This window comes from Actinacidiphila bryophytorum, from assembly GCF_016916835.1.
In the GTDB taxonomy this organism is placed as follows: Bacteria; Actinomycetota; Actinomycetes; order Streptomycetales; family Streptomycetaceae; genus Actinacidiphila; species Actinacidiphila bryophytorum.
The window spans coordinates 99,556-115,175 of record NZ_JAFFIX010000014.1 but is presented as its reverse complement, the minus strand read 5'-3'; the positions used below and the strand labels follow the sequence as shown (position 1 = coordinate 115,175).

The 15,620-nt window shown below is 74.5% G+C and carries 3 protein-coding genes; all 3 read right to left on the bottom strand.

The window, feature by feature from the left end:
- Positions 1 to 65: 65 nt before the first annotated feature.
- The 3 genes from JT723_RS20980 to JT723_RS20970 are packed head-to-tail and all read right to left on the bottom strand — an operon-like array spanning position 66 to position 15,393.
- Positions 66 to 3,404: a non-ribosomal peptide synthetase gene (locus JT723_RS20980; RefSeq protein ID WP_205046270.1), complete on the bottom strand. Its 3,339-nt coding sequence runs from the start codon at positions 3,402 to 3,404 to the stop codon at positions 66 to 68.
- The gene (locus tag JT723_RS20975) at positions 3,401 to 6,703 is read right to left on the bottom strand and encodes a type I polyketide synthase (protein ID WP_205046269.1); all 3,303 of its coding nucleotides are present in this window, start codon (positions 6,701 to 6,703) and stop codon (positions 3,401 to 3,403) included. Before JT723_RS20975 ends, JT723_RS20980 begins: the two co-directional genes overlap by 4 nt.
- Complete coding sequence (locus JT723_RS20970) at positions 6,700 to 15,393, bottom strand: type I polyketide synthase (protein WP_205046268.1); 8,694 nt, start codon at positions 15,391 to 15,393, stop codon at positions 6,700 to 6,702. Before JT723_RS20970 ends, JT723_RS20975 begins: the two co-directional genes overlap by 4 nt.
- Positions 15,394 to 15,620 lie beyond the last annotated feature (227 nt).

Genomic DNA, 15,620 nt, shown 5'->3' with positions numbered 1-15,620 from the left:
CTGGTCCCCCTCGTACTGCGACGCGAGCTGCGGCTGTGGCTGCGGGTGTGGCTGCGGCACTGCTATCACCTGTCTCCGCGGGAGGACGCCCGGCGTCCGGCCGCCTGCTGCCGCCGGTCGCGGGACTGACGACGGTTCGCGGCGCGCTGCCTGGCGCCGCGCGCGGCGGTCTCATGCCCGGTGCGGGCGCCACCGAGGTACGAGGCGAGCGACCCGACGGTGGGGTGCTGGAACAGCTCCACCATGGTCAGTTCGTGGCCGAGCGCGGCCAGTGCGGCCCGGAGTTCTGCCATGAGCAGGGAGTGGCCGCCGAGGTCGAAGAAGTTGTCCTGCGTCCCGACCCGTTCGACACCGAGCAGGCCGCACCATATGCCGGCGAGCGTGTGCTCCAGGCCGTCCTCGGGCGCGACGAACCGGGTCCCGGACTCGGGCCGCTCGGATGCCGGTTCTGGCAGTGCCTTGCGGTCCGTCTTGCCGCTGGGGGTCAGCGGCAGGGCATCGAGCACGGTCAGGGACGCCGGGACCATGTAGTCGGGCAGGTACTCGCGCAGGTGCGCGGCCAACTCTGCGGAAGCCGGTGTGTGCGGCCCGGCGGCGGTGACGTACGCGGCGAGGCGGATGTCACCGGGCACGTGCTCGCGGGCGGTCACGACGGCTTCCCGCACCGTGCCGTGCCGGCTCAGGACGGCCTCGATCTCACCGAGTTCGAGGCGCTGGCCGCGCAGCTTGACCTGGTGGTCGAGGCGGCCGAGGAACTCCAGGGCGCCGTCGGCGCGGTGGCGGGCGAGGTCGCCGGTGCGGTAGATGCGGGCGCCGGGCAGGAAGGGGTCGGCGGCGAAGCGCTCGGCCGTCAGATCCGGGCGCCCGAGGTAGCCGCGGGCCAACCCGCGCCCGCCGATGCACAGTTCACCGGCCGCGCCGATCGGCACGGGCCGGTCGTTGCGGTCAAGGACGTACGTGCGGAGGTTGGCGATCGGCCGCCCGATGGGGACCGGTCCGGGTTGGCCGCCGGGCCTGCAGTGCCAGGCGGTGACGTCGATGGCCGCCTCGGTCGGGCCGTAGAGGTTGTGCAGTTCGGCCCGGTGCAGGGCGAGGAATCTGTCGTGCAGGTCGCGGGGCAGTTCCTCGCCGCTGCAGAACACCCGGCGCAGCCCGGCCGACCGCTCGGGGGGCTCGGTGAGGAAGAGCCGCAGCATCGACGGTACGAAGTGGACGGTGGTGATCCGCTCGACGGCGATGGTGTCCGCGAGGTAGCCGCTGTCGCGGTGGCCGCCGGGCCTGGCCATGACGAGGGTGGCGCCGGCCATCAGCGGCCAGAAGAACTCCCACACCGAGACGTCGAAGGAGAAGGGCGTCTTCTGCAGCACCCGGTCGGTGGCGTCCAGGCCGTGGGCGTCCTGCATCCACAGCAGCCGGTTGCGCAGCGCTGCGTGGACGTTCAGCACGCCCTTGGGCCGGCCGGTGGAGCCGGAGGTGAAGATGACGTACGCCAGGTCCTCGCCGTCCACCACCACCCCGGGGTCCTGCGGGGACTGCTCGGCCAGTTCGGCGGCGAGGTCCTCCGTCCGCAGCACCGGGCAGTCCAGCGCGGGCAGTCGCCCGGCCGCAGGACCGTGGGTGAGTACCGCGGACAGCCGGGCGTCCTCGGCGATGGCGGCGAGCCGGGCGGGCGGCAGGTCCGGGTCGAGCGGTACGTACGCGCCGCCGGCCTTGAGGACGGCGAGCAGCGCGACGACCAGGTCGAGGGAGCGCTCCATGGCGACACCGACCAGGACGTCCCGGCCGACATCCCGGCCGCGCAGCAGGTGGGCGAGCCGGTTGGCGCGCTCGTTCAGCTCGGCGTAGCCGAGGCTGGCGCCCTCGTGGCGGACGGCTTCGGCCCCGGGCGTGCGGCGGACCTGGGCCTCGATGCACTCGTGGACCAGGCCGCCGGTGAACTCCCGCTCGGTGGCGTTCCATTCGGTGACCACACGGTGGTGCTCGGCCGCGTCGAGGAGGTCCAGATCGCCGATGGCCGTGCGGGGGGCGGCGGTGACCTGCTCGACCAGCCGGCGGAAGCGGGCGGCGAGGCGGACGATCGTGGCCCGGTCGAAGAGGTCGCGGTCGTACTCGAACCAGCCGGTGAGGCCGCCGTCGGTGTCGAACGCCTGGAGTTCCAGATCGAATCGGGCGCCCTCGCTGCGCACCTGCAGCCGGGTCAGGCGGGCGCCGGCCATGGCGCGGGTGGGCACGGGCTCGCGGCCGTAGCTGAAGCTGACCTGGTAGAGCGGCGGACGGCTGAGGTCGCGGGGGGTGTTGAGGTCGGCGACGATCAGCTCGAAGGGGACGTCCTGGTGCTCGTACGCCCCCAGGCACGCGTCGCGCACCCGGGTGAGGACCGTCTCGGCGGCGGGGTTGCCGCTCAGGTCGCCCCTGATCGGCAGGGTGTTGACGAAGTAGCCGATGAGCGGCTCGACTTCGGCGCGCCCGCGCAGCGCCGTGGGCACACCGACGACGATGTCGTCCTGGCCGGTGAGGCGGTGCAGCAGGATGTGGAAGACGGCCAGCAGTGCCATGTACGGGGTGGCGCCGTGCCGGGCGGCGAGGGCGGCCAGCCCGCGGACCAGGGCGGGCGGCAGGTCGATGGGCACGGAGCCGCCGTTGAAGCCCTGGACGGCCGGGCGGGGGCGGTCGGTGGGCAGGTCGAGGACGGGTGGCGCGCCGCTCAGGTGGCCGCGCCAGTAGTCCAGGTCCCGCCGCCAGCCGCCGTCTTCCAGCTGCTGGTGCTGCCAGGCGGCGAAGTCCCCGTACTGGACGGTCAGTTCGGGGAGCACCGCAGGCCTGCCCGCGGTGGACGCCTCGTACAGCTCGGACAGTTCGGCCAGGAAGACCTCGGAGGACCAGCGGTCGGAGATCAGGTGGTGCATCCCCATCACGATCACCGACCGGCTGGGGCCGGTGCGCAGCAGCCGGACCCGGACCAGCGGCGCGGTGTCGATGTCGAAGGGCTCGGCGAGGGCGTCATCGATCCACTTCTGCCGGTCGGCCTCGGTGTGGCCCGGGCCGGTGAGGTCGGTCTCGGGGACGTCGACGGCCACATCGCGGTGGACGACCTGGACGGGGACGCCGTCGCGCAGCTCGAACGTGGTCCGCAGGGCTTCGTGGCGCCGGACGACCTCGGTGACCGCCGCGCGCAGCAGGCCGCTGTCGAGGGGGCCCTCGACGCGGACCGCACCGGGCACGATGTAGCCGGGGTTGCGGGGGCGGAGCTGTTCGAGGAACCAGGTGCCGCGCTGCAGGACCGCCAGCGGGAAGACGTCCTCGGCGGGGGCGCGCTCGGCGAGCAGCGCCTCGAAGCGGGCGCGCTGCTCGGGGGTGAGGGCGGCCAGCCGAAGGGCGAGGTCGTCGTCGGTGGCGCCGGTCACGGACGCGCCTCCGTGCCGGGCTCGTGGGCGGCGGAACCGGTGAGTTCGGCGAGGAGTCCGGCGGCCACGTCGGCGCTGACGTCGGCGGCGCGGGGCACCCGCCGGATCGCCTGGGGCGCTTCGGCGCCGTCGCGCGGTGCGGTGCCCTCCGCGGCGAGCCCCTCGACGATGCGCCCGGCGACGCTGCGGATGGTCGCGCCGCCGAGGAAGTCGGTGATCTGCAGGGTGATGCCCAGCGTGTTCTGGATCTCGTTGCGCAGTTCGACGGCCATCAGCGAGTCCAGGCCGAAGCCGGTCAGCGGCTCGTCCAGGCCCACGTCGGTCGAGGTGGAGCCGAGAACGTCCTTGACGGCGAGCAGGAACCGCTGCGCGAGGGCGTCCAGCCGCTCGGCGTCGGCCAGCGCGAGCAGTTCAGGGGCGGAGGGGATGCGGCCCGTCCGGCGCCGGGCGCGGCGCGAGGCGCGCGTCTGGCGGGCGGGGGCGCCTCCGTCCGGCGTCGGGGCGCCGTCGGACACGGCGCTCTCGGTCGCCGGCGCCCCGCCCTCCCCGCCCTCCCACGGTTGCGGCTCCTGCCGGCAGTGGACCGGGTCGAAGGCGTACGTGGGCAGCGGCGCCTTGGCGCGGACGTAGTCGGCGTCGAAGCCGGCCCAGTCCACAGCGGCGCCGGCCGCGTACAGCTCGGCGACGGTCGGCAGCAGCACGTCCCAGTCGTCCTGCCTGGGCCGCAGGCTGGGCAGCAGCAGGTCGTCGTGGCCGGGAGGCAGGGCGTCGCTGATGACGCCCAGCAGGGTCGGTGCGGGGCCCACTTCGAGGAAGGTGTGATAGCCCATGGCGCGCAGCGTGCGCACGCCGTCGGAGAACCGTACGGTCGAACGGACGTGCCGGGCCCAGTAGTCGGGGCCTGGGGCCTGGTCCCAGGGCCACAGTTCGCCGCTGACGTTGGACACCAGCGGGATGCGCGGAGCGGTGAAGCTGATCTTCTCCGCGGCGCGGCGCAGCGGTTCGACGGCCGGTTCCATCAGCGGCGAGTGCCCGGCGGAGGCGATGCGCAGCGGTTTCGTCTTGACGCCGCGGGCGGCGAAGGCGGCGCAGACGGTTTCCACCAGTTCCCGGACTCCCGAGATCGTGGTGGCGGACGGGCCGTTGACGGCGGCGACGCCCACCCGGTCGCGGTGGGCGGCGATCTCCGCGGCGACCTCTGCCTCGGGTGCGAAGACCGCGGCCATGGTGCCGGGCAGCGCGTACTCCTGGATGACGCGGGCGCGTTCCACCGCGAAGGCCAGCCCGTCCTCCAGGGACATCGCGCCGGCGACGCAGGCGGCGACGCACTCCCCGAAGCTGTGGCCGAGTACGGCCGCGGGGGTGATACCCCAGGACTGCCACATCCGGGCCGTCGCATACTCGACGGCGAAGGTGGCGGGCTGGGCGTAGGCGGTCTCGTCGATCGGGGTGTCCGCGGGGTCGTCAGGGAACAGCACCTCCAGCAGGGGCATGTCGAGCAGCGGTCGCAGGATGCGGGCGCACTCGTCCACCGCGCGGCGGAAGGTGGGCTGGGTGTCGTACAGGCCGCGGGCCATGCCGGGGCGCTGGGCGCCCTGCCCGGTGAAGAGGAACACCACGTCGGGGCTGCCGGCCTCGCCCTGGACCAGGCCCGGCGCGTTCTCGCCCTTCACGAAGCCGTTGAGCAGGTCGGCGACGCCCTTGCGGGTGGCGCCGACCGCGGCGAGGCGGTGGCGGAAGTGGGAGCGGCCGGTGCCGGCCGAGTGGCACAGGTCGGCCAGCGGGGTGGCGTCGCCGTCGGTGAGCCGGTCGGCGTAGCGGCCGGCGAGTGCTGTCAGCGCGCTCTCGGTGCGGGCGGACAGGACCAGCACGCTGCCGGGCCTGCGCTCGTCCGGTTCCGGCGCCGGCGGCGCCGGCGGCGCCTGCTCCAGGATCAGGTGCGCGTTGGTGCCGCTGAGCCCGAAGCTGCTGACCCCGGCAGCCCGGGGGCCGTCGGTCCGCGGCCAGGAGGTGACCTCGGTGGGAACGGCGAAGGTGGTGCCGTCGAAGGAGATGTTGGAGTTCAGCCGGGTGAAGTGCAGGTTCGGCGGGATGACGGCGTGCGACAGGCACAGCGCGGCCTTGATGAGCCCGGCGATGCCGGCCGCGGCCTCCAGGTGGCCGATGTTGGTCTTGACCGCGCCGAGGTAGACAGGAGAGCCGTGGTCGCGGCCGTACACCTCGGCCAGCGCCTCGGCCTCGATGGGGTCGCCGAGGCGGGTGCCGGTGCCGTGCGTCTCGATGTAGCCGACCTGCTCCGGGCGGACCCCGGCGGCGGCCAGCGCCCGGCGGAAGACGTCCGCCTGCGCGGCGCCGTTGGGTGCGGTGATACCGGCGCTGCGTCCGTCCTGGTTGACGGCGCCGCCGCGGACGACGGCCAGCACCCGGTCCCGGTCGCGTACCGCGTCCGACAGCCGCTTGAGCACCACGACGCCGCAGCCCTCGCCGCGGACGTAGCCGTCGGCGGTGTCGGAGAAGGTCATCGCACGGCCCTGCCGGGACACCGAGCCGAACTGCGACTGGGAGATCATCAGGACGGGTGACAGCACCGCGTTGACGCCGCCGGCCAGCGCCAGGTCGCTCTCCCCCGACCGCAGGCTCTGGCACGCCTGGTGGACGGCCACCAGCGAGGAGGAGCACGCGGTGTCGACGGTGATGTTGGGGCCGCGCAGGTCCAGCAGGTAGGCGATGCGGGCCGGCACGAAGCTGGCGGCGGCCCCGGAGCTGGTGTAGGCGGTGATCTCCTCGGGGCGGCGGATGCGCGAGGTCACGTAGTCGGAGCTGGCCGCGCCCATGAACACGCCGGTGCGGCTGCCGGCCAGGCCGGACGGGGCCTGCCCTGCGTCCTCCAGGGCCTCCCAGGCCACCTGGAGGGTGAGCCACTGGTGCGGGTCCATCGCCATCGCCTCGCGGCGGGAGATCCCGAAGAAGTCGTGGTCGAAGCGGTCCAGGCCGTCGATGAACCCGCCCGAGCGGGTGTAGATCTTGCCGGGCCTGCCGGCCTCCTCGTCGTAGAACCTCTCGTGGTCCCAGCGGTCGGCGGGGATCTCGCCGACCGCGTCGGTGCCGCCGAGCAGCATCGACCAGTACGAGGCCGCATCGGTGACCCCGCCGGGGAAGCGGCAGCCGACGCCGACCACGGCGATGGGCTCGGTCCTGGCCCGCTCGTACTCCTCGACCTGGCGTTGCAGCCGTTCCATCGTCAGATAGGCGCGCTTGAGCGTGTCGGCCGACACCGTGCCGGCTCCGGGCGGCGTCATCGCTGGTCCTCTCCGTTGATCTGCTGGGTCCTGGCCAGTAGCAGCGCTTCGAGTTCGGCGGCGGACATCGCGTCCAGGTCGGGGGCGTCCGCCGGCTCTTGAGCTGCCCCGGCAGCGGCGGCCGGCACGCGGACGGGCTCCTCGGCGGGCTCCGCCGCGTCGGCCCGGCCGGGCTCCAGCTCGATCTCCATCCGCTCGGCCAGATACGGCACCAGGGCGTCGATGGTCGGGAAGCGCCAGGTGACGGTCGAGGGGAGCTGCACCCGCAGCGAGGACTCCAGCGACTTGCGCAGTTCGAGGGACAGCAGCGAGTCGAAGCCCAGGCCCGTGATGGGGGCGCTGGTGTCGATCCGCTCCGGCTCGATGCCGACCACCCGGGCGGCGGCAGCACGGCAGTGCTCGGTCAGGACCGCCCTGCGGCGGCGGCCCGGCTCGACCGCGAGCATCCGGCGTCGCACCCCGTCCAGCGGCGGGCGGTCGGCCTCGGCGTCCGCGAGCAGGGTGCGCAGCAGGCCGCCGCCGAGGTGGCCGCGCAGCTTGTCCCGGTCCAGCGGCAGCACGCACACATGGGCGGGGCAGGCGCGCAGCAGCAGGTCGAGGGTCGCGATGCCGTCGCGCGGACTGATGCTCCCGATACCGCGGGCGGCCAGCGCGCCGCCGCGGTCGGGACGGGCGGCCAGGCCGATCTGCGACCACGGGCCCCAGCCGATACTCAGCGCGGGCAGTCCGCGCGAACGCCGGTGGTGGGCGAGCGTGTCGAGGAAGGCGCTGGCGGCGGCGTAGCTGCCCTGGCTGGCCGAGCCGAGTGCGGCGGCGGCAGAGGAGTACAGGACGAAGAAGTCCAGCGGGCGCTCCGCTGTGGCCTGGTGCAGGTGCCAGGCGGCGGCGGACTTGGGGCCGGCGACCGTACCGAACCGCTCCCGGTCGAGGCCGGTCAGCATGCCGTCGTCCAGGATGCCGGCGGCGTGCACGACCCCGGCCAGCGGCGGCATGACCGCGTCGATCCGGTCCAGGAGGGCGTCGACGCCCTCGCGTGCGGACACGTCGGCGGCGACCACCGCGACCTCGGCGCGGCCGCGCAGTCCGGCGAGGGCCTGTTCCGCTGCCGCCGAGGGCGCACTGCGGCCCGCCAGGACCAGGTGCCGGGCGCCCTGGTCGGCCAGGTAGCGGGCCGTCTCAAGGCCGAGGGCGCCGAGGCCGCCGGTGATCAGATACGTCCCATCCGGCCGTACGGGGGCGGCGCCCGGCGCGGTGGTGATCCGCTCGCCCGTCTCGGGGCGCAGCACCAGCTTGCCGGTGTGCCGGGCCTGCGCCATGGTGGCGAAGACGGCGGGGGCCTCGCCGAAGGGGTGGACGGTGACGGGCAGGGCGGTGAAGTCGCCGCGCTCGAAGCCCGCGACGACGTCGGCGAAGAGGTCCGCGACGTCCGCCGGCGCCTCACGGATGGTGCGTTCCAGGTCCACCGCGAGGAAGGCGCGGCCGTCCTTGAAGAAGTCCAGGCCGATGTGGCTGCTGCCGTGGATGTCCCGCTTGCCGATCTCCACGAAGCGGCCGCCGGGCGCCAGCAGCCGCAGGCTGCGAGCCAGTGCCTCGGCTGAGGTGGAGTTGAGGACGACGTCGACACCGCGCCCGCCGGTGCGTTCGGTGATCTCGTCCGCGAAGGCGAGGGTGCGCGAGTCCATGGCGGCTTCCACGCCGAGGCCGCGCAGGAGTTCGCGCTTGTCCTCGGTGCCGGCGGTGGCGTAGACGCGGGCGCCGCGGCGGCGGGCGATCTGGAGGGCGGCCAGGCCCACGCCGCCGGTCGCGGAGTGGACCAGGACACTCTCGCCCCTGCGCAGCCGGGCCAGCCGTTCCAGGGCGTGGACGGCGGTGAGGAAGGCGATGGGCACAGCCGCGGCCTCGTCCTCACCGAGGGACGCAGGCGCGGGGGCGACCAGGTGTTCGCTGACCGTGGTGAAGGCCGCCAGGCAGCTGCCGCCGACCGCGATCACCCGGTCGCCGACCGCGTGGCGGGTGACGCCCTCGCCCACGGCGGTGACGCGGCCCGCGCATTCGGCGCCGAGCGGGACGACGCCCTGCGCGCCCGGGTAGCTGTCCAGCGCCTTGAGGACATCGCTGAAGTTGATTCCGGCGGCGGCGACTTCGATCTCGACCTGGCCGGGGCCGGGCGGGGTGCGCTGCCACCAGGTGGCCGTCACGCTCGCCAGGCTGCCGGGCCGGGCCGCCAGGAGCCGGTGGTTGCCGTCGCGGCCGGCGTCGAATGTCCAGGCGGGCCGCGCTTGGGGTGTGGTGGCGGGCGGTGTCCAGCGCTGGAGCGCCGGGGTGAGCCGCTCGGCGCCGCGCAGCGCGACCTGGTCGTCGTCGCCGGGGCGCAGCAGCTCGGCCAGCAGCAAATCGGCTTCGCCCGCAGGACGGGCGGGGTCCAGGTCCACGACGGTGGGGCGCAGTTCGGTGTGCTCCAGGCCGATCACCCGGGCCAGTCCCCACAGCGGCGACTGCCCGGGCGCCAACGTGTCGTCGGACGCTGCCCGCTGGGCGCCGCGGGTGAGCAGCACCAGTCGCGGCGCGGGATCCTGCCCGGCCCGGGCGAGCTCCTGCACCAGGTGCAGTACGGGGCCGGTGGCGGCGTCCTGCGCGGCCGGCAACTGCTGCGGGCCGCCGTCGTCGGTGAGTTCGGCGTCCAGCGCCCAGGCGTGCACGATCCCGTCGAGCCGGGTGCCGGCCGCGGCCAGGTCGGCCAGCAGGGCGGCGACGTCCTCGCGCCGCGCCGGGTCCAGCTCGTAGCGGCCGACGTCCAGTTGCCGGTAGGCGGCGCCGGCAGTGGCGGTCACGCAGCTGCCGCCGGCGCCGCCCAGTGCGGTGGCGAGCGCTGCCCCGGTCCCACCGGCGTCGGCGAACAGCAGCCAGCTGCCGGGCGGTTGTGCCGCGGGCTGCTCGGCGGAGGCGGGCAGCCAGTCGATGCCGTACAGGGACCCGGTGACCGGGTCGGCGTCCTGGCCGCGCTCCAGGCGCCGCAACGCGATCCCGGTCATCTCGCCGACGGCGGCGCCGTCCTCGGCGTAGAGCACGACCGAGGCGCCGGCGATCTCCGCGGCGCCCGGCTCGGGTGCGGTGACCGAGGCATGCGCCCAGCGGGGTTCGGCGCGGTCGGTGTGGAGGGTGAAGCCGCCCACCCGCACCGGCAGATAGGTCGCGGGCGGCTCTTCGGGGGTGCCGAGCGCGGCGGAGAGCACCTGCAGGGCGCTGTCGAGCACGGCCGGGTGGACCAGGTGCCCGCCGCGGGCTGCGGTCAGGGCGGCAGGGTCGCGAAGCCGGCCGACCGCCTCGCCGTGCCCGCGCCACAGCTCTTCGACACCCTGGAACGCGGGCCCGTACTCCAGCCCGGACCGGTGCAGCACGGCGTAGTGGTCGTCGGCCGCGACTGCGGTCGTGCACCGGTCGCGTGCCGCGGACAGCGGCTCGGCGCCGGGGGCGGGGGCGGGCAGGGCGCGGCGGAAGGCGCCCCGGGCGGCCTCGGTCCAGTCGTCGTCGGCGCCTGCCCGGGTGTGGACCCGTACCGAGCCGGTGCCCTCGGTCTCGGGGACGAGCACCAGTTGCAGTGTGGTGTCGTCGGCCTCCTCCGGTACGACGGTCAGCCGGCCGAGGTCCACGTCGGTGAGCACGGCGCCGCCGCCCAGGTGGAGGCGGGCGGCGGCCAGCGCCGCGTCCAGCACCAGAGCGGCGGGCAGGACGGCGCCGCCGCCGACCCGGTGGTCGGCCAGGTAGGGGAATCCGGCCAGGTCCACCGGCGCGGTCCAGTGGGCGGCATGCGGTGCGAGGGCCGAGCGCACGTGGGAGCGCAGCACGGGGTGGCCGCGACGGCGCCCGACCGGCCGGCGCCGGGTGCTCTCCTCGAACCAGTGCCGGGAGCGCTGCCAGGGGTAGGTGGGCAGGTCGGCCATCGGGCCGGCAGGCCCGTACACCCGGGTCCAGTCGACCTGGCAGCCCGCGGTGTAGAGGCGGCCGAGTTCGGTGCGGACGGCGGCGCGGCCGGGCTGGTCGCGGCGCAGCGAGTGGACGGCGGCCGTATGCCCGTACGAGGACAGGCGCTCGGTGACGGCGTCGGTGAGCATCGGGTGCGGCGACAGCTCGACGAACACGTCGTGGCCGGACTCGGCGAGCGCGGTCACGGCGGCGTCGAACAGCACCGGCTGGGTGAGATTGGACGCCCAGTACTCGGCGTCGAGCCCGCCGCCGTCCACGGGCCGCCCGGTGACCGTGGAGACCATGGGCAGGGCGGCGGTACGCGGCCGCAGGTCGGCCAGCAGACGCCACAGCTCCTGGGCGACCGGCTCCATCAGCGGGCAGTGCGAGGCGAATTCGACCGACTCCAGGACCCGGCAGTAGACGCCGTCGGCCTCCAGGGACTTGGCCAGCGCCTCCACGTCGGGGCCCGCACCGGAGAAGACGGTCGAGTTCGGGCTGTTGCCCGCGGCCACCCACACCGCGCCCGGGGGGCGCTCGGCGAGGATCTCCCGCGCCCGGTCCAGCGTGACTCCCGCGACGGCCATACGGCCCTTGCCCGTGGCCGCGTGCAGGGCGACACCCCGGTGCAGCGCGACGACGAGGGCGTCCTCCAGGGTGAGCGCCCCGGCCACATGGGCGGCGGCGATCTCGCCGACGCTGTGGCCGACGACGGCGGCCGGCTCGACGCCCCAGGAGCGCCACAGGGTGGCGAGCGCGATCTGCACCGCGGTCAGTGCGGGCTGCCCGACGGCGGTGTCCAGCAGCCGGGAAGCAGCGGGGTCGGCGTTGAGCTGCTCCATCAGGGACCAGTCGGCGCGGCGGCGCAGCAGCGCGTCGCAGCGTTCGAGAACCGCACGGAAGACCGGCTCCCCGTCGAGCAGGTCGGTGGCCAGGGGCCACCAGCGCGGGCCCTGCCCGGAGAAGACGAACACCGTCCTGGGCCGCCAGCCCACCCGCCGGACCCCGCTGGACAGGCCGTCCGCCTCCTCACCGCGGGCGAACGCGCCCAGCGCGGCGCGCAGTTCCCCGGCCGATGAGCCGGTGACGGCCAGCCGGTGCTCGTGGTGGGTGCGGCGGACCGCGGCGGCGCAGGCGAAGGCGGACAGGTCCAGGCCGGGGGCGGCGAGCTTGCCGGCATAGGCCGCGGCGAGGTCGCCCAGCGCCCGCTCGTCGCGTGCGGAGACCGTCAGCAGCACGGCGCCGTCCGTGCTCCGCGGCGGGGCCGCCGGGGCGGGCGGCTGTTCCAGCACCAGGTGGGCGTTGGTGCCACCGAAGCCGAAGGAGCTGACGCCGGCCAGCGCGGGTGCGCCGTCCGCGCCCGGCCACGGCTGCAGGGTGTCCGCGACCCGCACCGCGAGGTCGTCGAAGGGGATGTGCGGGTTGGGTTCGCGGTAGTGCAGGGTGGCCGGCACGGTACGGTGGCGGACCGCCAGCGCGGTCTTGATCAGCCCGCCGATGCCGGCGGCGGCCTCCATGTGGCCCAGGTTGGACTTCACCGAGCCGATGAGGCACGGCTCGGCGGGGTCGCGGCCGTCGCCGAGGACCGCGCCGAGCGCCTTGGCCTCGATCGGGTCGCCGAGGATCGTGCCGGTGCCGTGCGCCTCGACGTACCCGATGTCCGCGGAGCGCACGCCGGCCCTGCGGTGGGCTGCGCGCAGCACCGCCTCCTGGGCCTGCGGGTTGGGCGCCATGAGGCCGTTGCTGGCGCCGTCCTGGTTGACCGCGCCGCCGCGGATCACCGCGTACACCGGGTCACCGTCCGCCAGCGCGCGCTTGAGCGGCTTGAGGACGACGACCCCGGCGCCCTCGGAGCGCACATATCCGTCGGCGCGGGAGTCGAACGGCTTGCAGCGGCCGTCGGCGGACATCACGCCGGCTTTGCTGAAGTTGATGGCGAAGGCCGGGGTGAGCACCAGGTTGACGCCGCCGGCCAGGGCCAGGTCGCACTCACCGCGCTCCAGGCTCACGCACGCCTGGAGCACCGCGACCAGCGAGGAGGAGCAGGCGGTGTCCAGCGCCATGCTGGGGCCGCGCAGGTCCAGCAGGTACGACAGGCGGTTGGCGGCGATACTCGGGGCGCCGCCGGTGCCGCTGTAGCGGTCGACGGCGTCGAGATCGCGGAACTGCTCGGTTGCGTACTCGAAGGTGGAGATGCCGACGAAGACGCCCGTGGCCGAGCCGGCCAGCCCGCCGGTGGGCACCCCGGCGTTCTCCAGCGCCTCGAAGGCGACCTCGGCCAGCAGCCGCTGCTGGGGGTCCATGCGGGCGGCTTCCTGCGGTGGGATGCCGAAGAAGGCCGCATCGAACTGGTCGATGCCGTCGAGGAATCCGCCCCAGCGGCTGTTGGTCCGCCCAGGGGCGGACGGGTCCTCGGAGGTGAACTCGTCCACGTCCCACCGCTCGGCGGGCACCTCGGTCACCGCGTCCCTGCCCTCGCTCAGCAACCGCCAGAAGCTCTCGGGTCCGTTGACACCTCCGGGGAAGCGGCAGCCGATGCCGATGATGGCGACGGGTTCGGCGGGGCCCGGGGCGTCGGGGGTGCCGGGGACGCCGCGGAGGGCGGCGGCCGCAGTGACCGCCGTGACGGCGGGGGGAGCCGGGGTGACCGTGTCGGCGGGCGCCTGCTCCGGGGTGCCGCCGGCCAGGTACCGGGCGAGCTTGGCGGGAGTGGGGTGCTCCCAGACCACGGTGGACGCGAGCGTCGCCCCGAAGCGCCGTTCGAGGTCCCCGACCATCGTGACCATCTCCACCGACCGCAGCCCGTACGCGGCGAAGGGCAGCCCGGGATCGACGGCTTCCGGCTGCACGCCGGTTGCCGCGGCCAGCGCCCCGCGCAGCCACAGCTCGACCTCGGCGGCGTCCAGGGCAGGTGCGGCAGCGGCGCTGCGCGCCGTACCGGGCTCCCGCGCGCCGGCGTCCGCGGCCCCGTCCGGGGAAGAAGGCGCACCGCCGTCCGCCCGCCACTCGTACAGCGGGTTCAGCGTGCCGGCCAGGACCGCGTCAAGGCAGGCCCGCCGCTGGAGCTTGCCGCTGGAGGTCTTGGGGACGGTGCCGCTGCGGGCGAGCACCACGATGTAGACCTGCAGGCCGTGCTCGCGGGCGACCTCGGCGCGGATCTCGGCGGCGACCCGGGACGGTCCGTCGGACGCGCGGCCCCCGCGGTACTCCTGGACGACGATCAGACGTTCCTCGCCGTCGATCTCCCGGACCCCCGCCACGCCGCAGCCGGGCCGCAGGCCGCTGCCGACGCCCTCCACGGTGCGCTCGATGTCCTGCGGGTAGTGGTTGCGGCCCGCGACGATGATGACGTCCTTCATGCGGCCGGTGACGTAGATCTGATCGCTGTCGGTGAAGCCGAGGTCGCCGGTACGGAGGAAGGGGCCGTCGCCGCTGCCCGCCAGGCGGGCACGGAAGGTCTCCTCGGTCTCCTGCTCGCGCCTCCAGTAGCCCTGCGCGACACTGGGCCCGGCGACCCACAGCTCGCCGACCCGGCCGTCGGGCAGCAGAAGACGGGTCTGCGGGTCCACCGCGACGACCCGCTGGTCGTTCACCGACATGCCGCAGCTGAGCAGGGTCCGCGCGGGCTCGTCCGGCCCGGCGTCCTCGGCGGTGCCTGCCAGCAGCCCGGCCGTCCGCAGCCTCCTGCCGGCGGGCGGGGACAGCGGGTCGCCGCTGGAGACCATCAGCGTGCCCTCGGCCAGCCCGTACGAAGGGGCGTGCATGGCGGGCCGGAAGCCGCTGGGGGCGAACGTGCGGGTGAAGTGCTCCAGCGTCTGCGGCCGGACCGGCTCCGCGCCGTTGGCCGCCAGTCGCCAGGTGCTCAGGTCGAGGGTCTGCCGCTCGGCCTCGGTGATCTTCGCGGCGGCGAGGTCGTACGCGAAGTTGGGAGCCGCGCTGGCGGTGCCGCCGACGTCGGAGATCGCCCGCAGCCAGCGCAGCGGCCGCTTGAGGAAGGAGAAGGGCGACATGAAGGTGACGGGGAAGCCGGCGTAGGGCGGGGTGAGCAGCCCGAAGATCAGGCCCATGTCGTGGAAGGGCGGCAGCCAGCTCACGACGTGCTGGTCGCGCTCGCCCAGCAGCACCCTCTGGAAGATGGCCCCGATGTTGTGCAGCAGGTTGGCGTGGCTGACCATCACCCCCTTGGGGCGGCTGGTGGAGCCGGAGGTGTACTGGAGGAAGGCCAGGTCGTCGCGGCGCGTGCCGGGGTGGCGCCAGGCGTCGGCGGCCGCGGTGTCGAGTTCGTCCACGGCCAGCCAGGCGATGTCCCGCAGCGCCGGGGCGAGTTCGGCGAAACGGTCGGCCAGTGCGGTGGTCTCGGCCGGCGCGAGTACGACGGCCGGCAGTGCGTCCTCGATGACCCCGGTCAGCCGCGGCAGGGTGCGCATCAGGAAGGCCGGGTCGGGCGGGTAGACGGGCACTGCGACGAGGTCGGCGTAGAGGCAGGCGAAGAAGGAGACCACGTAGTCCAGGCCGGCCGGGCACATGATCAGCGCCCGCTCCCCGGCCGGGAAGCGCTCCCGGAGCACCGCGGCGATCGTGCGGGCCCGCAGGTCGAACTCGGCGTTGGTCAAGGCATGCGGCTCACCCTCGCCGTCCACCAGGAACCGGAAGATCTGTTGCTCCGGATCCTTACCGAAGACCGTACGGAAATGGTCGACAAGCGATTCGGAATCGCGGCCCAGCATCCGACCGTCCTCTCAGTGCTCGACACCTGCGCGCCTGTGCACGTCGGAACAGGCACATGTCCCGGCTCTTCCACCGAATTCACCGCGGCGGCACCGGACGCCTGTCGTGGATTACCGCACATCGTTCTCGAACTTCGCTGCTGGAATCGGCTGTCGCAGCCGAGGAGATCGCACCGCCGACCGTTCACGGGGGCGGTGCGCGAATACCGATCCGGTGTTACCTGAGG